At 42.2% G+C, this 21,234-nt stretch carries 18 protein-coding genes; 11 read left to right on the top strand and 7 right to left on the bottom strand.

Translation table 11 applies throughout. The features are described from left to right. Window positions 1-151: 151 nt before the first annotated feature. A complete protein-coding gene (locus AC58QC_RS26855) occupies window positions 152-1,825 on the top strand; it encodes a ribonuclease J (RefSeq protein WP_497418120.1) in 1,674 nt (557 codons plus the stop codon). Between the two features lie 243 nt (window positions 1,826-2,068). Here AC58QC_RS26855 and AC58QC_RS26850 read toward each other — a convergent pair whose 3' ends face one another. Beyond that, the gene (locus AC58QC_RS26850; protein ID WP_497418119.1) at window positions 2,069-2,548 is read right to left on the bottom strand and encodes a hypothetical protein; all 480 of its coding nucleotides are present in this window, start codon (window positions 2,546-2,548) and stop codon (window positions 2,069-2,071) included. An 80-nt stretch (window positions 2,549-2,628) separates the two neighbouring features. After that, complete coding sequence (locus AC58QC_RS26845) at window positions 2,629-3,507, bottom strand: LysR family transcriptional regulator (RefSeq protein ID WP_497418118.1); 879 nt, start codon at window positions 3,505-3,507, stop codon at window positions 2,629-2,631. 105 nt (window positions 3,508-3,612) lie between these two features. Between AC58QC_RS26845 and aroA the strand changes: the two genes are divergently transcribed. The 6 genes from aroA (at window position 3,613) to AC58QC_RS26815 (ending at window position 10,163) form a co-directional block, all read left to right on the top strand. Next, window positions 3,613-4,956 carry a 3-phosphoshikimate 1-carboxyvinyltransferase gene (gene aroA, locus AC58QC_RS26840; RefSeq protein ID WP_497418117.1) on the top strand — a complete coding sequence of 448 codons (1,344 nt, stop codon included), beginning with the start codon at window positions 3,613-3,615 and terminating at the stop codon, window positions 4,954-4,956. Window positions 4,957-4,974: 18 nt separating this feature from the next. Beyond that, window positions 4,975-6,030 (top strand): chorismate synthase, encoded by a 1,056-nt coding sequence (aroC, locus tag AC58QC_RS26835; protein WP_497418116.1) that lies wholly within the window; start codon window positions 4,975-4,977, stop codon window positions 6,028-6,030. Between the two features lie 137 nt (window positions 6,031-6,167). Further along, window positions 6,168-7,217, top strand: coding sequence for a selenide, water dikinase SelD (gene selD / locus AC58QC_RS26830; RefSeq protein ID WP_497418115.1), 1,050 nt, complete (start codon window positions 6,168-6,170; stop codon window positions 7,215-7,217). A gap of 14 nt (window positions 7,218-7,231) precedes the next feature. Further along, entirely contained in the window at window positions 7,232-8,299 is a 1,068-nt protein-coding gene (mnmH, locus tag AC58QC_RS26825; protein WP_497418114.1) for a tRNA 2-selenouridine(34) synthase MnmH, read from the top strand. Between the two features lie 77 nt (window positions 8,300-8,376). Further along, entirely contained in the window at window positions 8,377-8,982 is a 606-nt protein-coding gene (locus AC58QC_RS26820) for a class I SAM-dependent methyltransferase (protein WP_497418113.1), read from the top strand. A 17-nt stretch (window positions 8,983-8,999) separates the two neighbouring features. Beyond that, on the top strand, window positions 9,000-10,163 hold the full coding sequence (locus tag AC58QC_RS26815; protein ID WP_497418112.1) for a cysteine desulfurase family protein: 1,164 nt from the start codon (window positions 9,000-9,002) through the stop codon (window positions 10,161-10,163). 70 nt (window positions 10,164-10,233) lie between these two features. Here AC58QC_RS26815 and AC58QC_RS26810 read toward each other — a convergent pair whose 3' ends face one another. The 5 genes from AC58QC_RS26810 to AC58QC_RS26790 all read right to left on the bottom strand — a co-directional run bounded on the left by AC58QC_RS26810 (window position 10,234) and on the right by AC58QC_RS26790 (window position 16,154). Continuing rightward, window positions 10,234-11,271: an S-layer homology domain-containing protein gene (locus AC58QC_RS26810; RefSeq protein ID WP_497418111.1), complete on the bottom strand. Its 1,038-nt coding sequence runs from the start codon at window positions 11,269-11,271 to the stop codon at window positions 10,234-10,236. 207 nt (window positions 11,272-11,478) lie between these two features. Further along, the gene (locus AC58QC_RS26805; protein WP_497418110.1) at window positions 11,479-12,606 is read right to left on the bottom strand and encodes a cation:proton antiporter; all 1,128 of its coding nucleotides are present in this window, start codon (window positions 12,604-12,606) and stop codon (window positions 11,479-11,481) included. Further along, the gene (locus AC58QC_RS26800; RefSeq protein ID WP_497418109.1) at window positions 12,603-13,721 is read right to left on the bottom strand and encodes a Ger(x)C family spore germination protein; all 1,119 of its coding nucleotides are present in this window, start codon (window positions 13,719-13,721) and stop codon (window positions 12,603-12,605) included. The genes AC58QC_RS26805 and AC58QC_RS26800 overlap by 4 nt, the downstream gene beginning before the upstream one ends. Further along, window positions 13,694-14,794, bottom strand: a complete 1,101-nt coding sequence (locus AC58QC_RS26795; protein WP_497418108.1) for a hypothetical protein — start codon at window positions 14,792-14,794, stop codon at window positions 13,694-13,696. The genes AC58QC_RS26800 and AC58QC_RS26795 overlap by 28 nt, the downstream gene beginning before the upstream one ends. A gap of 28 nt (window positions 14,795-14,822) precedes the next feature. Beyond that, entirely contained in the window at window positions 14,823-16,154 is a 1,332-nt protein-coding gene (locus AC58QC_RS26790; RefSeq protein WP_497418107.1) for a spore germination protein, read from the bottom strand. Window positions 16,155-16,328: 174 nt separating this feature from the next. Between AC58QC_RS26790 and AC58QC_RS26785 the strand changes: the two genes are divergently transcribed. The 4 genes from AC58QC_RS26785 (at window position 16,329) to AC58QC_RS26770 (ending at window position 21,202) form a co-directional block, all read left to right on the top strand. Further along, window positions 16,329-17,033 (top strand): response regulator transcription factor, encoded by a 705-nt coding sequence (locus AC58QC_RS26785; protein ID WP_497418106.1) that lies wholly within the window; start codon window positions 16,329-16,331, stop codon window positions 17,031-17,033. Beyond that, window positions 17,030-18,844, top strand: coding sequence for a sensor histidine kinase (locus tag AC58QC_RS26780; RefSeq protein WP_497418105.1), 1,815 nt, complete (start codon window positions 17,030-17,032; stop codon window positions 18,842-18,844). The genes AC58QC_RS26785 and AC58QC_RS26780 overlap by 4 nt, the downstream gene beginning before the upstream one ends. A 178-nt stretch (window positions 18,845-19,022) precedes the next feature. Next, window positions 19,023-19,757: an N-acetylmuramoyl-L-alanine amidase family protein gene (locus tag AC58QC_RS26775; protein ID WP_497418104.1), complete on the top strand. Its 735-nt coding sequence runs from the start codon at window positions 19,023-19,025 to the stop codon at window positions 19,755-19,757. Between the two features lie 110 nt (window positions 19,758-19,867). Next, entirely contained in the window at window positions 19,868-21,202 is a 1,335-nt protein-coding gene (locus tag AC58QC_RS26770) for an N-acetylmuramoyl-L-alanine amidase (protein ID WP_497418103.1), read from the top strand. The last annotated feature ends 32 nt before the right edge of the window (window positions 21,203-21,234 follow it).

The raw sequence follows: 21,234 nt of genomic DNA, 5'->3' as shown, positions 1-21,234 counted from the left end.
TTCATTGAGAAAGATCTCCTTAGCCGGAGGTCTTTTTTCTTTGCTCACATAAGATGAATTTTCAATTTATTGAACGGGACATACTATGACTGAGTAGTTATGCAGTGAATGGTATGTATGCGCGTTATTAGGATATGTTGGAGGTCTATTCATGAAGTTAAATCAAGATAAGCTTTCGATTTTCGCCCTCGGGGGTGTTAATGAAATAGGCAAAAATATGTATGTTCTTCAATACAATGATCATATTATCATTATCGATTGTGGCTCCAAGTTTCCAGACGAAAGCTTGTTAGGTATAGACCTAATCATTCCTGATATCTCTTACTTACTTGAACATAAAGAGAAAATTAGAGGCGTTGTCATTACACATGGACATGAGGACCATATTGGCGGTATCCCTTATATCATCAAACAATTGAACATGCCCATTTATGCCACGCGACTTACACTTGGCCTTATTGAAGTAAAACTTAAAGAGCATGGGCTTATGAAAACAACTAGCTTGCATGAGATTGATGCAAATACGAAGCTTATCTTAGGCGACATTCCGCTCAGCTTCTTTCGAACAAATCACAGTATTCCCGATTGCCTAGGTATTGTATTCGATACTCCGCAAGGAACGGTTGTGCATACGGGTGACTTCAAGTTCGATTTGACACCGGTGAATGAGCAATATGCAGATATACATAAGATGGCAGCTATTGGTGAAAAGGGTGTACTTGCGCTGCTTTCCGAGAGTACGAATGCTGAGCGGCCAGGATTCACACCTTCTGAGCGCTTAGTAGGCGATCATATTGAGGAAGCTTTCGCGAAGGCGACGGGAAAAATATTCTTATCAACCTTCGCCTCTAACGTTAATCGATTACAGCAAGTCATCGTCGCCGCGGAAAAGACGAACCGTAAAATTGCCCTGTTAGGAAGAAGTATGGTCAATGTCGTAGATATCGCTTTGAGGCTTGGTTATCTAAGAATGTCTCCTGAAATGTTGATAGAGGCCCAGGATGTTAATCGGTTTTCACCACATGAACTTGTCATTCTTTGTACGGGAAGCCAAGGGGAGCCTATGGCTGCACTTGCTCGCTTAGCCAGTGGGACACACCGGCAAGTTGAAGTTTCTCGAGGTGATACGGTTATTCTAGCGGCTACGCCTATTCCTGGAAATGAGCGGAATGTAGCCCGTATCGTAGATAACCTGTTTGCCAAAGGCGTTAAAGTCATCTACGGATCAGGATCGGTAACAGGGATGCATGTGTCTGGCCATGCTAGTCAGGAAGAGTTGAAGCTCATGCTGACCCTAATGAAGCCCAAATATTTCATCCCGATCCATGGTGAATATCGGATGTTGTATCAGCATCGATTATTGGCCGAAGCAGTTGGTGTCGAGTCAGATAACATTTATATTATTAATAACGGAGAAGTCGTAGACTTCACGAACTCAGAAGCTCGTCAGGAACGTCATGTTTCGAATGGCAATACGCTAGTTGATGGTTTAGGTATAGGGGATGTCGGTCAAATTGTGTTAAGAGACCGTAAGGTATTATCCGAAGACGGTATATTGATTTTTGTAATATCTCTTAGTAGATCGGATGGTAAAATCGTTTCCGGACCGGATATCATTTCACGTGGATTCGTATACGTCAAAGAATCAGAGGCTTTAATGGAGGAAGTACATCGCATTGCCCTAACTACACTTACACAATTACAAGAGATGAAAACGAACCAATGGGGACTCTATAAACAAGCTTTGAAGGAAGCCATAGGCAAATATTTATACACACAGACGAAGAGAAGACCTATGATATTGCCCATTATTATACAAGTGTAATGTAAGTGTCAGGTTGTGTTGATGGGAACCAATGGGATACGTCATATCTCGATCCACCAGATCTTAAATGGAGAACCCCGTATAGAAAAAGGGGAGCTGCTTCTGCAGATTGTAACGGATAAACGATATATGGAGCTGCCCTTTATTACTGTGAAAAAGATGAAAATGGTAACAGGAGAGATTTTGCCTTATTACAATGAAACAGAAACAGGCTGCCGACATTACAAAGTCGGCAGCCTGTATTCATGCGTGCATGGTTGGATAGGTGTTGATTTTCACGAAATGTATTTGTAACGAGCCGAAAAATGCTTTCCCTTGGTTGTAATGAAGCTCACATTTGTACCCATACTCACAAGCAATAGCTTGCAATGATTTAAACCCTGGGAGCATTTTGACCATCGACGTAATCTGCTGGGTGATATGGTTTGGCAATTTCATAACCATCGTTGTTGCACTAATACCATCAACAACGGAGATAAAACTAGGAAATTCTGATTTCTTGAAATGCGATAGATGGACGCGATCTTGGGCAATTTGTAAGATCTCTTTGTTCAAACGATTGAGATTGATGGTCATATTTTTATAAAAGTAGATGCCAAACCCGATTTTGTTCGTCAATGGATTCAACCGTTTTTTCCATTTCAACACCTTTGCGCCCCAATAAGACTCCAATTGTTCAGTGAAAGTGTGCCAGTTCATTCGTGATGTGAAAAAAAATTTCATCCTTAAGCTCCTTCTTTTAACATTTACTTAATTAAGACGTTGGCGTAAGGTGAATTGTTCATTTATGCGATCAATCTTAGCTAATCTCTAAGGATCTCGACGAAACCTTCAGCAGCAACAGATAATTTCATATTACGCCGCACAGCAAAGCCTATACTTCGTGGAGGAAGTGGATCATCTAATTTGAGCTCAAAAAGTGTGCCAGACTGAAGTTCTTCCTGTACAAATGACCGGCTAATGAAGGCAACCCCATAACCTAACCTTGCGAATTCTGACAGGAGATCAATATTTCCTAATTCAATATCTGGTTTCACCTCTAACCCCTTAGCGGCAAACCATTTTTCGATGAATACACGAGTACTGCTGCCAGGAGATAAGAGGATTAGCGGAAGCTCTGCTAGTTCTTTTACAGTGATCGTATGGTTCGTCAGCGCTTGAAAAGTCTCCCCAACCACAAAACAATCCTCCAGCACCGCCAAAGTTTGAATGGATAGTTCAGGATCGTCTATCGGCATGTGAACAATGGCACAGTCAATCTCACCTTCTTTTAAGCGCTTCGTGATCTCGTGCGTTTTCCCATGCGAAAGCCGAATCCGTATGCCCGGATATTTCTTGTGATACGCATTCAACTGGGGGAGCAGAAGATGCTTGATCAGTGAATCACTTGCCCCGATCCGAATCTCACCTTCGTTTAGTTGCTTTAGATTTTGAAGATGCTTCTGTCCCGAATCCAGCAAGGCAAATGATTGTTCCACATAGTCATAAAGCGTACGCCCTTCTTCTGTTAGCTCTACACCTTTCGATAACCGATGGAACAATTTCAAACCTACTGCATCTTCAATCTGCTTAATGGCATAACTCACGGATGGTTGTGTGATATGGAGTTCTTGTGCAGCCTTCGTTAAATTTCGGCATTTTGCCGTATGTAAAAAAATACGATACCATTCCAAGTTCATCATTTGGTATAGATCACCTCTATGACATGATATATAAAATCCAATTTCATTTATTTCACAAGACTCATTATAATTGGTTTATACAAATAATACAAAGAGGTGGAGAATATGGCGATGCATCAGCCTGATTGGGAAGCTCGTTCCCCGTGGTCAACAAATAAGGCTAAAGAAGTACAGATTAGTCCTCCAAAATCCAACGTAGCAGGAACAATCCGAGTACCTGGGAGCAAAAGCTTGACTAACCGCGCATTAATTATCGCCTCTTTAGCCGAAGGTAAATCACAGTTAGATGGCTTATTGAAAAGCGACGATTCGTACTGGTGCATGGACGCATTAACCAAATTAGGTGTGTCTGTCGTCATTGATGGAGAGACCGCATATGTGGATGGTTGTGGAGGGAAATGGCCCCATACATCTGGTGAGCTTTACATGGGAGCTGCAGGTACGATTGCGCGTTTCTTGCCAGCAGCTTTGGCGGTAGGTAATGGCAATTGGATGATAAAAGGGAGCAGACGATTGAGCGAGCGGCCACTGGCACCGTTACTTTCTGCAATTTCCAGTCTTGGTGCTAATTTGGACTATCAAGAGGTGGAACACCGGTTGCCCTTGAAACTCCATGCGTCTGGACTAAAAGGTGGAAGTGTGAGGCTGCCCGGTTCAACGTCCAGTCAATTTATTAGTGGACTTTTATTAGCATCACCCTATACGGAAACACCACTAACCATTCAGATTGATGGTGAAATTGTGCAGCGGGATTATGTGCAAATGACCGTGGATATGATGACTACATTCGGTATCACACCGCAATTTTCCGAGGACGGACAATCGATTATGGTTCCTTCAGGGAAATATCAAGCGCAGTCGTTCCAACTTGAGCCAGATGTGTCTACCTGTTGCTATTTCTGGGCGTTAGCTGCGCTAACTTCAGGCTGCGTACGAATCGAAGGTATTAACGCAAAGAGCACAAGTCAGCCAGACATTGAAATATTAGCTGTATTGGAGCGCATGGGTTGTACCGTAATTCGCGGTGAAAACTTTGTAGAAGTGCAGGGCACAAAGCAGCTCAAAGGCGGCTTTACACTCAGTATGAAGAAATGGTCAGATCAAACATTAACGATAGCTGCTTTGGCTCCTTTTACGGATGGACCGATTACACTAACAGATGCTGCTCATATTCGACATCATGAATGCGATCGCATTGCCGCTATGTGTACGGAACTCTGTAAGCTTGGCATTCGTGTCGATGAGCATCAGGACGGTTTAACTATTTATCCCGGGCAACCGATGCCGGCTTTGGTGGATTCCCATGACGATCATCGCATGGCCATGGCGTTGTCTTTGATCGGATTGAGGGTCGAAAATATCCGGATTACCGACCCAGGATGTGTATCCAAAACGTGTCCAGGGTATTTTGAACAATTATCTGCGTTAGGTGTAGGAATTACTTACTAAATAGGAGGCTGTATTCATATGGCAGGGAATACTTTTGGTGAAATTTTCAAAATTACAACCTTCGGGGAATCACATGGTGCCGCCGTAGGCGTCATCGTGGATGGTGTAACACCTGGCGTCGAGATCGATGAAGCGTATATTCAAAAACAGATGGATAGGAGAAAGCCTGGTCAATCCTCCGTGACTTCACCCCGTAAAGAATATGATATCATTCACATCTTATCCGGTGTTTTTGAAGGAAAAACAACGGGCACGCCTCTGTTTGTCAGCTTATATAATCAAGATATGAAACCAGAGGCTTACAACGATATTCAGCATTCCTTTCGACCTGGCCATGCGGATTACACTTATCTGCAGAAATACGGAATCCGTGATCATCGCGGGAGTGGGCGAGCTTCGGGAAGAGAAACAGCGGGCAGGGTGGCTGGCGGTGCTATTGCTCGAAAGTTACTAGAGCAAAGAGGTGTACAAGTATTGGCTTATACACGAGAGATCGGAGGAATTCCGTGTGAGACTTTCGAAGAGGACGCCATTGAACATAATGCGGTTCGTGCTTGCGATCCGATTGCCGGTGCGAAGATGATTGAAAAAATAGAGCAATTAGCTGCTGTTGGCGATAGTTGTGGTGGTATCGTAGAATGCCGTATTCGCGGGGTAATTCCAGGGCTCGGCGAGCCCGTTTTCGATAAATTGGATGCAGAACTGGCGAAAGCTATGCTCTCTATCGGAGCTGTCAAAGGAATTGAATTTGGAGCGGGCTTCTCAGCGGCTTCGATGCTAGGCAGTGAGCATAATGATGAAATGAATAGAGATGGATTCCTCAGTAATCATTCCGGTGGAATCTTAGGTGGAATCAGTACCGGCCAAGAAATCATTTTCCGAATTAGTGTAAAACCGACTTCTTCCATTTCAGTTCCCCAGAAAACGCTAAACGTGAACGGAGAGGAACAAGATATTCGTACAGAAGGCAGACATGATCCGTGTATTTGCCCGAGAATTGTACCTGTGGTAGAAGCGATGACATGCTTAGTACTGGAAGATCAGTACAAGCGTCAAGCTGCTATGCTAGGATAGTTGAGTCTGCCGTTCATTCGGCAGTCTTTTTTATTCACCAAAAATTAGATTTTGGGAAGATAAATAGGTTATTATTAGACGTATAGAAAAATATTAACATACTTATTTCCCTGCTGAACCAAGGAAGGAAGAAGCATATGTCGACAACGGATAAAATTAAACTAACCTCCTATTCAACTAAGGGTGGCTGTGGCTGCAAAATTGGTCCCGCTGATCTCTCCGAAGTAATCAAGAAATTACCACCGGGGGTACCAAATCCCAATCTTCTCGTAGGTATTGACACAAGTGATGATGCTGGCGTTTATCAATTAACCGAAGAACTTGCTCTTGTACAAACGGTAGACTTCTTTACCCCGATTGTTGATGATCCGTATTCGTTCGGACAAGTCGCCGCTGCGAATGCGATTAGTGACATTTATGCCATGGGTGGCAGACCGTTAACGGCATTAAATATCGTTGCATTTCCGATTCGTACGTTGGATAAAGAGGTGCTGGCTGACATACTGCGTGGTGCTGGCGATAAAATGAAGGAAGCAGGCATTACGCTCGTTGGTGGACACTCGATTGATGATAACGAGCCTAAGTTCGGTCTTGCTGTTACGGGTTTAGTCCATCCTAAGAAGATACGTACCAATGCGGGGTCGATTCCCGGTGATAAATTGATTTTAACGAAGCCAATTGGTGTGGGCATTTTGACAACTTCGATTAAGAAAGATCGCTTGAATGAAGAAGAAGTTGCCCGGGTAACACAGGTTATGGCAACTCTTAACAAAATAGCGGCCGAAACCATGGAGCCATTCGATGTACATGCTTGCACAGATGTGACTGGATTTGGCTTGATCGGACACTCGCTTGAGATGGCAAAAGGCAGTCAAGTCGGCATTCGCATCACGGCTAGCGATGTGCCACTATTGCCGAGAGTAAGGGAATTGGCTGAAGAAGGATTTGTTCCGGGTGGCACTAAGAATAACTACGCCCATGTACAAGACTCGGTTACTTACCCAGAAACGTTGGATCAAATAGGTCAATGGATCCTATGTGATGCTGTCACATCAGGCGGACTATTAATCTCTGTGGCCGGTGAACAGGCAGAGGAATTACTCGGTCAGCTGAAAATTGCTGGAGTGGAAGCTAGTATCATTGGAGAAGCAACAGAGGAGCATCCAAGCCGTATTGTCGTCATTTAAAGGAGAGAAATCCATTGTTTCAAGACATCAGCATAGATGAGCTATTAGCGCTCAAAGACAAGAAAGAATTCGTTACGATCGATGTCCGTTCTCCTTCAGAGTTTCAGGATGCGACGATTCCCGGAAGTATCAATATCCCATTTTTTGATGATCATGAACGGGCTGAAATCGGAACCATCTATAAACAAGTAAGTGTACAAGCGGCTAAAGATCGAGGTCTTGAGATCATATCTGCCAAGCTGCCGGCATTTGTCAAAACGTTTGAAGGGATTAAAGGGCAAAAGGCTGTTTTCTGTTGGCGCGGCGGCATGCGGAGTCATTCGTCAGCTACTGTACTTTCTTTAATGGGCATACGAACGTATCGTTTAACAGGGGGATTCCGTTCCTATCGTAGATGGGTGGTCGATACACTTGAGAAGATGGATTTTAAACCTCGTGTATGCGTGATTTCCGGGAATACAGGAGCAGGCAAAACTGCGATTCTACGACGTTTACAGGCGGAAGGTTACCCCGTGTTAGACTTTGAGGCCTTTGCTGGGCATCGCGGATCCATTTTCGGACATGTCGGGCTCCAGGCAAATAATCAAAAGACGTTTGAAGCTCATCTCGTTACGAACCTTCTGAAATTGCAGGATTCTCCTTATATACTGATAGAGGGAGAAAGCAAACGCATCGGAAAAGCTGTGATACCTGAGTTCATTTTTAGTAAGAAGGAAACGGGTACACATCTATATATCAAAATGCCTATTGAAGAACGTGTTCGTCATATTATGGCCGATTATCGTCCCTGGGAAAATAAAGATCAGCTGCTGCAAGCGTATAGCCACATCAAAGATAGAATTCACACCCCGATCGCGAAAGAAATTGAACTAGCTTTACATGAAGATCAATTTGAGAAGGCGGTTAGCCTCCTATTAGAGCATTATTATGATCCACGGTATGAGCATGCCATGAATAAATATGAACAAGAGATCCAAGAGGTTCGTACAATTGATGTAAATACACTTGATGAAGCGGTTGAAGCTGTTAAAACGTATGTCCGAACAGAAGATTTTAAGATATTGTATCCTACGTTGTTATAAAGATGAATGGAGTACACACTGGCAACGGTTGAGGTGCTCCATTTTTTGTGGATTTATCACAGCTACAGAGGTGTATCGTGAATAAAGAGAAATTAATTCGTAAATTCGATAAACAATCCATCATCTATGAAATGAGAAGAAAGCAGCAGACGGAGCGTAGATTCCGATCAACCTTGCTTGGCAGTGCAAAGGGAAGTGTCTTGGAGCTTGCCGTAGGCGCTGGAGCCAATTTCAAGTTTTATCCAAAAGATGTAGAAGTGACAGCGGTAGACTTCAGTAGTGAGATGTTATCCAAAGCTAAAGATTCTGCGGAAGACGCTGGAATTCGAGCAACATTCGTGCAATCCGATATCGAATTACTATCCTTTCCCGAGAACACGTTTGATACAATTGTATCCACTTTGTCCTTTTGCGGCTATGACAATCCAGTGCAAGTTATGGCATCTCTCAACGCTTTTTGCAAACCAGGTGGTCAAATCCTGTTAATGGAACATGGCCTCAGCTCAAACCGCTTGGTGAGCCGAACCCAACAAATCGTTGAACCCATGTTCAATCGATTCGTTGGCTGCCATTTGGATCGTGATATGGTAGACATTCTTAAGCAATCCCAACTACGTGTTCTACGTATGGAGCGGTACTTATTGAATACCATTCATCTCGTGTGGGCGCAGCCAAATAAATAGTAATGGGGAGAGTACTAATGGAAACAACAGCTCAAAGCGATTCTGAATACAAACGTATCTATCTCGACTATAATGCGAGCACGCCTATTGATCCAGAAGTATTAGATGAAATGCTTCCGTTTTTATATGGACGTTATGGTAATCCATCATCTTCTCATTGGGCTTCCGAAAAGATTGATGAGGCTATTGATTTAGCTAGACGTCGCATAGCCTCATTGATAGGTTGTAAATCAAGTGAAGTTGTCTTTACCAGCGGTGGAAGTGAGTCAAACAACCATGCCATTAAAGGCGTTTATTATGCAAATAAGCATCGAGGCAATCACATCATTACGACGAAAATCGAGCATCCATCTGTCATGAATCCATGTGCCTTTCTTGAATCGATAGGGGCAAAGGTTACCTATTTAGATGTGGATGTGTATGGACTAATTGACCCCAAAGATCTCATAGCAGCAATCACCGAAGATACGATTCTTGTGTCTGTCATGCATGCAAACAATGAGACCGGAACAATCCAGCCGATCCAGGAAATTGCTGAAATCACGAAGAGTCGAGGGATCATTCTCCATAGCGATGCTGCACAATCTGTAGGGAAAGTCGATGTGAATTGGAGCGAAATGCCGGTGGATCTGCTTACAATTGCCGGTCATAAGTTATATGCTCCCAAAGGTGTAGGCTCCTTAATTATCAGAGAAGGAACTTCCATCACTTCACACAATCACGGCGCCAGTCATGAGAGTGGCCGTAGAGCGGGTACTGAGAATGTACCTTACATTGTAGCTTTAGGTAAAGCGGCAGAACTCGCTGAGTTGAGAAACGATCAGTTGGATATCCTGGCATTAACAAACCGTCTATGGGAGAGATTATCCGATGCTTTCAAAGATCGTATCGTTAGGACTGGACATCCAGATAAACGATTGCCCAATACCTTAAACGTTAGTTTTCTAGGAAGGATTGGACAAGAAATATTAGCCCTCATCCCTGAAATTGCAGCTACGACGGGTTCGGCATGCCATACGGGAAGTACTGCGATGTCACCGGTATTAAAAGCAATGAAATTAGCGCCAGAAGCTGCGGCTGGCACGGTACGATTTTCTGTGGGACGCTACACTACGATGAACGAGATCGAGCGTGCTTGTGACTTGTTAATAGAACGAGTAGGGATGAAGCAAGGTAAATAGAAAAGGACAGCCCCATTCGGTATGAATGGGGCTGTCCTTTTTTTACAGCTGCTTGCACGAAAATAGTTTATTATCTTGTTTGTAATCGTTCAACTGCTTTCACAGCATTATTAGCCATTTCTGTTGCATCTTCAAGGGTAATCTGATCTTTCGGGTTGAAAGTACCATCAGGATTTAATTCGACAATATCTAAGGCAAGCGCAGTTTGGATGGCGCCGCTATTTAGGATATCAATTTTGTCCGTATCTTTTATATCTACAGGCGATAGCTTAATCATTGGCAATTTCCCGCTGGTTTGAAAAGTGTGAATGAGAAGATACGTGAACGATTCACGTGTCACTTTGGCATTTGGATCCACTTTGATCTGGATATCTGCGCCCACTTTTTCTAGTGCATCTTTGATAATTTGAACACCTTGGGTAGATGTAATAGGGTCATTTGATACGACTGGATTCTGGTGAGCTTTCAGATACGCAAGGGCATTGAAAATTTCCTCAGCAGCATCAGCACGTGTAATTTCATCTTTTGGATTAAATTTACCTGCTTCATTCAATTTAATAATCCCGTAGTTAAGTCCACGTTGGATAGATCCTGAATATTCGACACTGATTTGATCCGTATCTTTAATATCTGCAACAACGGGGTTAATCAGTGGAAGATTATGACTAACTTCAATCGCACGAACGAGCTGATGTGTGAATTCTTCACGTGTTAATTTTTTATTAGGATCGAGATCTTTGGGAAGATCAAGATTGTTGACTGCAGCAATGATCAGCGCCTCTGCGTACCAAGCTTCATTTGAAGCGTTTTTAAAATAATCAGTCGCCTTTGGCTCTTTGAAGAATTTAACCAAGTCTAAATTGAGTCCAAGCGCATTCACTAGAAGTTGAACAGTTTGAGCAGCTGTAATTGACTCCTGTGGAGCAAATAAAGAAGGAGTAATACCTTCGATAATCCCACTTTGTTGTAGAGAAATAATTTTATCCTTTGTTGCCACATTATCAATATCTGTAAATGTTGTAGCAGCTGCAAAGCTTTGACCGACTAGCGTAAGTGATAATAAAGCAGTTGCTACTGAAAGTGTGATCGACTTCATGGTTTTTCTCATTTCAATTCACCTCATCTATTTTTTGTGTTTCTGGCCATTCGAAATCCAAAACGGACACGATTATGAAAAGGTTGCAGCTACACTTAAATTAGTTACTATATTATTATATTGTAAATGTTATATCTTTGACCGATACCTAAAAAGATATAGCTAAGTAAATGCAAACAAACGGCAACCAGATTGATGGCTGCCGTTTTCTCATCTATATCACTTAAAGGCCACCTTCAGTAAAGGCGGAGTAACTAATGTAGTCAAGATCACCACGATAAGCAGCGGAGTAAAGTAAGATCGATCCAACAATCCAGATTCAAGACCAATTGCTGCAATGATGAGTGCAACCTCCCCGCGAGAAACCATCCCTGAGCCGATCCCGAACGAGGATCTCCAGTTGAAACCTGTCAGTTTCGCGCCAAGACCTCCACCAACCATTTTGGTTATGATCGAGAGGACTGTCAGTATAACGATTAACCACAGATGTTGGGTAACGCCATCAAATGTGACAGATAAACCGATACTAACGAAGAAGATAGGAACGAATATGGCGTAGGCAATCGGCTCCAGACGCTCTTCTACGGTATGTTTATATTTCGTTTCCGAGATGGCGATACCAGCTGCGAATGCGCCGATCATCCCTGCAACACCTAGATACTCGGCGAGATAGGCGAACAAAAAGCAAATGATCAATGCTGCACTTATGACGGCTTCGGTCGCTCGAAGTGGTGCCAACAACTTCATGATCCAAGGGACAACTTTCCAGCCTAGTACGATAATCCCCCCGAAGAACAGCACTTTCTTGATCAAGACAGCTGAGAGTGACACATCAGCTCCACCTGTCAAGCTAAGCAGGACGGCAAGCAATACAACAACCAGCACATCGTCGATAACCGCGGCGCCTAGCATTGTTGTACCTTCCCGACTATTCAGTCGGTTTAAGTCTTTCAACACCTGGACTGAAATACTGACGGATGTTGCGCTTAGCAATAATCCAAGGAACATAGCCTGTGAAGTTGTGAATCCAATGCTTATACCAGCCAGATAGCCGCCAGCGAACGGGAAAAGCACCCCGCCGAACGCTACTGCGAATGAGGACGTGAGGTTGCGGCGTAATTCCTGCAGATCGGTTTCTAGCCCTGCAATAAACATGAGCAACAGTACACCGATCTCGCTCAGCTCATCGATCAATTCTCCACTCTCAACCCAACCCAGTACAGCCGGTCCCAAAATAATGCCCACGATGAGCTTCCCTAATACAGCAGGCTGCCCAAGTCGTACACTTAGATCGGACGCCAGTTTTGTAAAGAGTAAAATGATCAGCAATTCGAGATATAACGTCATTTGAGAGCACCCGTCCCTTGTATATCTATTTTGACCTGAACATCAAATGTAGCTTTAGGATAAATAGCTTGCCATTCTTCCCAGTCTTTCTCTCTTCCATGCCTAGTGGCTCTATAAAGTAAGCCGAAGCCGAGCGGGTCGACATCATTTTTTTGTAACTTTTTCAGCAAATTTGCATATTTCATGATCTCACCCTGTGCAGCAGTTTGTTCTAATTTGTTCCAATCGTCTTCATAAATACCTACTACAGACTGCTCTACAATTCCTCTCATATAGACATCGACACGAATCACAGGCTTATCTTTATCGCTGGTATCGATGGTAAAGCTTCTTTTCACTGTTCGAATTCCTAAAACAAGGGGCTGTCCATCTGTTTTGGTGTTGATATCGAAAAAAGGATACTCATTGAGCAGCTCATTAAAGACACGTGATTCAACCGGGTCCATAATAACCGTTTTCACCTTCTGTTTATCTAGCAGAGCAACCTTGTTGATGTTGTGTGTTTCTTTTTCAGCCTCAATGACGGGTAAAAAGGGATCCATGCCTTTCTCCGTGGTACGCCTGTAAAAATCAAATAAATATTCGTCAATCGTTAACGGTGATCGTGCTCCTTCATCGGAGAAGCTTAAGTACAAATCTCTTCCGGGCGTTTTTTCGGATTTAAGATTCATTTTCAGAACAGTTTCCGCATTGGGACTTCCCATAGCAATGACCCCTAAATTTGGAATATCTGTCCTTCGTGCTAAGAAATCTAGAGGTTCTTGAATACTCTCAAGCGCTAAGGATTGGCCTACTATACTAATGGACGAATGGCTAAAATCAAGTTGTTTCGGGACTTTTGCGATGATCAGTCTGACTGCATTTGATATTGATTCGGCATTGACGCTAACAACCTGAGTGTGACTCCCGCCAGGTTCCGATTTCGTGGAAGGCAAAGCCAGTTTTAGGGACACTCGGAAAGGTTTATTTTCTTCGTCCGATTTATCGATGCCAATAGCCATGACAAAAATACGCTTATCGATATCCTTATAGGAGCAGCCCCAAAGTAAAGACAATGCAGAGAGGAGGAGAAGTAACCGAGTGATGCTCATAGGCTGCGCCGCCGTTTCATCCAAGCCAACACCGCAACGATCACGACTAGAAGCAGCTCAGTAAAAAACCTTGTATTTAGCCAAGCAATGGTATATTTTGAAACTTCTTTCATCGTAAAGAAGTAATAAAGGAGCATCGTAAGTATGGCAAATAGGGTGATCGTTCCCCAGGAAATAAGTTGTTCCTTACGTGGCTTGTTCAGCGATTCCAACTTAAAGCATCCTTTCAACAGTTCAATGCCAACATGGAACGTAATCGATGCGTACATAATAATAAGTAAAATAATGGTAATTAAATATAAGAGAAGACCGCGTTCGAAGATCCCAAGTTCTATAGGCATGTCATCAACAGCGCTCAAAGCTGGGTTCAAATAATTTCCTGCCCCAACTGTTCCGTGATAGCCGATTGAAATAATAAAAAAAATACACACAAAATGTAAGCTAAGAAAGAGGATCAGCGCATAAAACTTCCCATTTATTTTGATCGGGATCGTTCGATTAAATATCGTTAAGCCCACGAATCCGGAGAAAATAATATTTGCTGTCGTGATGAAGTTCCATTTCGGCATAATGAAAGCATAATCAGACATTGCTCTAACCGCATTCCATTCGAATCCCTGGCTAAAAATGGCTTTTATTGTGACAAAGTAGACGAATGGGGTCGTCATAAAAATAACAATTTCTATCGTGCTTAGGATCGTTTTACTTGATCTAGTGGCACCCCAAGCCGCGGCAAGAAAGAATAAGACGATGAAAGTGAACGGACTTGTTCGCACCAGGAGATATTGATTGATGAAAGAAGCCGTATAGCCTAGCATGAGACAGCCTTTGGATATAACCATGATTGAAAAAAAGATCAAGAGAGGATTTCTGACCCAAGCTGGCATAAACATCCGAAATATTTCAGGGAGACCTTGCTTTGGAAAATAACCTAATGCCTTGCAAATTGAGAGAAGAAAAATCGAGCCTGGTATCGTGCAGAGTGCTATTGCCATTATGCTTCCATTGAATCGGTTATCTACTAAATAGGTGATTGTAAATAAGGAACTAACGGTCAGAATATTACACCATAAGACATAAAAAGCATAACGATTCATGAAATTCGATCCTTCTTCCTATCATCTTTTACATTTTACCGAATTTCTCTTTTTCCCCAATAAACACTTTCAAGTAAGGCTTCCCAAAGCTTTTCAAATCGTTCAGATAAATGATCATACCAAAAAAACCGACAACAACACCTACAATGCCAAAGCAACTTGCTAATATGACAAAAGGATATTTCATGACTCTGATCGCAAAGCTCATCGCATTGATCGGAACGACAAAATTGGCGATGGCAATGGCGGATGTCACGATGATCATGATGCTACTGACCAGATTGGCCTGTTGGGCAGCTTGTCCGAGAATCAATCCGCCGACTGTAGTTGCTGCCGCACTAATGGATTTAGGAAGACGAATGCTTGCTTCAATTAAGGCTTCCGCCAAGAACATCATGATCAAAACTTCAATATACGATGGGTAGGGGACGCCTTCTCGGCTTCCAGCGATTGTAAGAGCAAGCTGTACATGGAAAAATTCAGGGTCAACAGAGACCATGGAAATATAGAGGGCAGGGAGCAGCACGGTTATAAAAATGCCTATATATCGAAGAGTGATCATGCATGCGCTGACCCAATAGAGTTGAAATACATCATCCATAGAGGAAATGAAATCGTAAAAAACTGCCGGAGCAATCAAAACATACCCAGTACCCTGGACAAGTATAACGATTTTACCTTGTGTCAGGTTTAACGCAACGCGATCCGGTCTTTCTGTAACCATCATCACGGGAAATAAAGAAAATTTACGTCCCGTAAGAAGCTTTTGGAGATGTGTAGCCGAAAGAATAACACTCGGTTCGACAGAAGCGAGCCTCGCTCGAATATCATTCAATACTTCTTTGTCTACGAGTTGGTTGTCGTAAATCAAAGCAATTTCTGTTTGCGGCAGCTGGCCGACCTTCGAGTTTTCATAAACAAGATAAGATGAGGGATAGCGATGGCGTATCAGATTGATATTCGTCTTCAAGTCATCGCTGAATGAATGCTGTGAACCGTAAATGGATGTTTCGGTGCTTGTATCTCCTAGCTCATTATTGACCACGCTATCCGCGCTGAATAAGAAGAGATTTTTGCCAATGAATAAACAGACATAACCGCTCAATAATTTGGGCAGTACGTCCTGATCCTCACCTAGGTGTGTGACGTCTGGAAGTGAAGTGAGATAACTCATAAGTTCATCTATACTCTTACATTGCAACGTTGGATAAATAAGATTGTCTTTGATTTTCTTTTCATCACAAATACTATCTATATAATGGAGTTCTATTTCAATCCCGTGGAGATGAATCGTTTCCATTTTATAATCACTGGAAGAGGAAAATTGATTGTGGATTCGAAGTTTCAGGGTTTCCGTCATGTTGCAACATCCTTACTTGTGGTCTTCTGCCTATTTTATCCTTAATCGGAATGACTCAAACGCAATAATGTAATGGAGGATAAGTTGTCGTATCTTTACACAATCTTTATTTGGATATGATACAACTTCAAGTGATGCTTATTCTTGTGAACAACGGCGGCGTAGGAGGGGCTAATGCAAAAAACAACCATACTAATCGTAGAAGACGAAGAGATTTTACGCGAAATTATTAAAGATTATCTTCTGAATGAAGGTTATCAGGTCCTAGAAGCAGCAGATGGGAAAGAGGCCTTAACTTTATTTCAAGATCATGATGTTCAATTAATTATTCTTGATATCATGCTTCCTGAGTTAGATGGTTGGTCTGTCTGCAGGCGAATTCGGAAGACATCTAATGTTCCCATCATCATGCTGACTGCTAGAGTAGATGAGGATGATACGTTACTGGGGTTTGAGCTGGGTGCAGATGATTATGTGACCAAACCGTATAGTCCACCTGTCTTAATGGCTAGGGCTAAGCGTCTAATTGACAGCAGGATGAGGGAAGAGCGACCAACCAATGCCTCCGATTCCCCCAATGACGATTCCATAACTTTAAAAGGAATTAGCATTCATATCCCGTCAAGGACAGTAACTGTTGATGGTGAATCTGTTTACCTGACATATACAGAGTTCCAAATCTTAGCGTATTTCATGCAAAATAACGGCATTGTCATTACCAGAGAGCAGCTTATTCTGAAAATATGGGGTTATGAGTATGAGGGAGATGATCGTACAGTGAATACGCATATTCGAAATTTAAGAAGCAAGCTCGGGGATAAAGCGAAGCTGATCACAACCATAGTAAGAACAGGTTATAAGTTCGAGGGGAAAGCATGAGAATCAGTATTGTCATCAAATTATTTACATTGACAACCATGTTATGCCTTTTCATCCTTGCGACGATTTATGTAGGACAAACGATATTTTTTAAACAATATTACGAGAACAGAAAGGTCAAGGATATTCAGACGAATATCCAAACATTTAAAAATGAGTTTGTTCATAGTGCAGGAAATTTACTGGCTATTCAGAAGCTTGAGCAAGATTTCTATCGACAAAACGATACCTGGATTACAACACTTGATAGCCAGGGGAACTTGAAAAATTCGAATGATTTTTATATAGAGGTGAAAATTGATTCACCTAAAACCGACAATGCGTATCTTGGCAAAACGATCACAGTACCACTGTATCAGATGATTAATATCAATGAGGTGTTGAATAAAACTTCAAGCCAAACGATTGCGATGTTGGCTCCCAAGGCTCGTGTCATTGTAGCGGAGTATAAAAAGGATTCTGTATTCATTCCCTATCGTTTGCAAGTTGAAAAAAGTAATTTCGTTTGGGTTAATGAGAAAATAACGAAAATGCTGGATGAACTCACGTTAGATATTAAGTATTCAAAGAAAGGAAATGTCGACTTCCCTGGGCTTACACTTAGTGGAATGGTTACTAAAGTTCAGTTCCCAAGCGGGAATGAATCTTCCAGCTTCATTTATACGAACAGTTTATTTATGGACAGAATCAAAGAGTTTCAAGCGAACTTGTTGTTTAATGAGTCGAACAACTTGGATAGCCCGCAAATTCTTGATTTCTCCCAAAATGACGTAAAGTATAAGATCTTTATTGAGCCGATTAAAGATCAGGCTGGCATACCCAACTACATCTTTTCCATGGCCTCCTTGCAGCCCGTCGATGAAGCCGTACAAATGCTTAAAGATTATTATGTGTATATGATTGCGTTAGTTTTATTCCTGATTATTCTTGCTTCCTTGTACTATACGATCAAGATTGCCAGACCTTTATTGAAAATGAACCAAACAACGAAACGAATTGCACAATTAGATTTTTCGGAAACGATTACGATTAGATCTAATGATGAAATTGGTGATTTGTCTCGCAATATCAATTCACTTTCCTTAACCCTTCATTCCTATATTGAACAGCTGCAGCAGGACATTGAGAAAGAAAAACAATTGGAACGCACTAGAAAAGAGTTTATTTCAGGAGTATCCCATGAGTTAAAGACGCCGCTTAGTGTCATGAAGAGCTGTATTTCTATTCTTCAAGATGGCGTTGCTGTGCAGAAGACCGATTATTATTTCGAAGCCATGAATAAAGAAGTCGATAAGATGAACCTCTTGATCGTGGATATGCTGGAGCTTGCTAAGTTCGAATCGGGTACCTATAAAATGGAGATGGATGCGTTCAGCATCGATAAGCTTATCGAGGAAATCTGTGAAAAGCTATCGTTGGAATTCAGCAGTAAACGACTGCATGTACACATGGAGCTTCTCTCCATTGAAGTCATGGCCAATCAGCACCGAATCGAGCAAGTGATTACTAATTTTCTGACCAATGCGAAACGTTATTCACCGGAAGATGAACATATTTATGTGACGTTACGTGAAGAAGGGGAGGCCGTTAAGGTTGGTATCGAAAATAAAGGAGCGCATATCCCCGAGGATCAGTTGGCCAAAGTGTGGGATCGTTTCTACCGCGGTGATTCGGCTCGCCATCGATCACAAGGCGGAACAGGCTTAGGCCTTGCCATATCAAAGAATATTTTAGAATTACATGGTGCTGAGTTTGGCGCGGCGAATACGGAAGACGGGGTTTTGTTTTACTTCTATTTGAATAAAGCCTGAGCAGCCACTTTTCTTGACGTTTTTTCATACGTCTTGGAAGGTGGTTTTTTTGTTTTTTCAATTCTTCATTTCATCTTTATCTCAACTCCGTTTTAAGTTCATCTACCTCTATTAATATAACTCTATGAAATGAAAGTTTCAGCCAGATAGAGTTTGCATCATGAGAGGAGATCGAACTATGAAAAAGAATGGAATTCTTGCCATCACCGCAATTAGCACACTTATTTCCGGCTTCATTGTATATAACGCACAGGCGAACAGTCTGTTTAAGAATAATGAAACAACTTTACAATCTGCTGTAGAGTCTGCTGTTCACGTACAGTCCGCTGTACAATCGGCTACTAGCAACGCTATGAATAAAGAAAACCGTCTTTTAGAAGGGAAAACGATCGTACTTGATGCTGGGCATGGTGGCAAAGATGTAGGTGCAACAGGACAAACAGGCATCCATGAGAAAGATCTAACGCTACAAACGGTATTAAATATCCAGCAGGAATTAGCTAATAAAACAGGCGCGAACATTGTATTGACAAGTGAAACGGATGAGTTTTTGACGCTTGCGGAACGAGTGGAGATCGCCGATAAGAACGCGGCCGACTTATTTATCAGTATCCATTTTGATGCATTTACCAGTAACGATGTAGCTGGAATAACGACTTATTACAATAAACCAGCAGATCGAAAATTAGCAAATCTAATCCATGAGGAGATTTTCGACCAAAATATAGATACTAGAGATCGCGGCGTGGCGCAGGGTGATTATCGTGTACTTCGAGACAATCAAAGCCCGTCCCTTTTACTGGAACTAGGATATATTTCCAATCGAGAGGATGAACAACGAATGCAAACACCTGATTTTCAAAACAAGGCAGCTGCAGCAATTACGAAAGGCATTATTTCCTATTTCTCCTAATCTTTTTTCGACAAATTCTTCATTTCATCTTTATCTAGACTCCACTTAAACTTTGCATTTGGCAAATAGAATAGCAAATGACCTAATGAAAGACAGATAAAGAGAGGTACATGGCATACATGAAAATGGCAAGTAAAGTACTAATCGCTTCACTACTATTGGTCATTTCGCTTCCGTCCGAGATCTTTGCGGCCAAAATAGTGATAGATGCTGGGCATGGTGGGAATGATCCTGGCACGAGCAGCGCAACCGGATTGAAAGAGAAAGATGTTGTTCTAGATATTGCCCTGAAACTTAAAAATGACTTGATAAGCAATGGTCATGAGGTTGCCATGACGCGTACGGATGATCGATTTCTTACACTAGACGAACGCATTCAGTTTACCAATGCTCAGCATGCTGAACTGTTCGTTTCGGTCCACGCGAATAGCAACCCGACTACGCAAGTAAACGGAGCTCAAATCCTTTATTATGATTCCGCATATCCACAAAAAGATTACCCGGCAAGCCCAGAAATGAGCGCACTTACACCCGTGTCAAAGAAATTGGCACAGAATGTACTTGATGATCTCTTGAAATCTACAGGTTTAACGAATAAAGGGCTGGTTGCGGATGCCTCAAAAGTGGTGCGATCCGGAAAAGTTCCCAGTATCTTAGTGGAAACCGCGTTCTTATCTAACCCAAGCGATGCTTTAAAGATGGCCGATTCTAATTTTCGCACTCGAATAGCTACAGGGATAAGTAAGGGTATTCAATTATTCTTAGGATCTCGAAACTCAGGTAACAACAACAGTAACAACAACAGTAACAACAACAGTAACAACAACAGTAACAACAACAGTAACAACAATACTAACAAAAGTGACAAAGATAATTCAGTAAAGCCCGTGTCCGTTGTTTTTCCGGATACCGTGAACCATTGGGCCCGCCCAGCTATATTACGACTAAATGATCGTAATCTGATAAATGGCGTGAATGGTCTATTCCAGCCAGATCGTTCAATGACTCGTGCTGAATTCATCACATTGCTAGATCAAATGGACTTAGTTGCTACAACGCCGAATCCCAAGGAATCCAATTTTAAAGACCTGCCTAAATCGTTTTGGGGATATACCATAATGCAGAAAGCTTTTGCAGCTCAAGTTATTCAAGGCTATGAGGATGGAACGATTAAACCAAATGGTTCTATCACTCGGGGAGAAGCCGCGGTGATTCTCCTAAGATTGCTGAGTAATCAACTAACTGATGCAATTGTGAAACCGCAGGAAATGATCGGATTTACCGATGTTCCAAACACCTTGTGGTCGGCAAAGGCCGTTTACACACTTAAAAGAGCTGGATTCATTGACGGCATCTCAACGACAAAGTACATGCCTAATCGGAGTATGAGTAGAGCAGAAGTTGTTGTGGTGATGGATCGGTATTTGACGAATAAGAAAAGTTGAGAATTGTAAACTATCTAGAATTGAGGCGATCC

It is taken from the genome of Paenibacillus sp. J22P51 (assembly GCF_059692215.1).
Note: the sequence above shows the minus strand (reverse complement) of the source record. Positions and strands in the feature narration are given on the sequence as shown.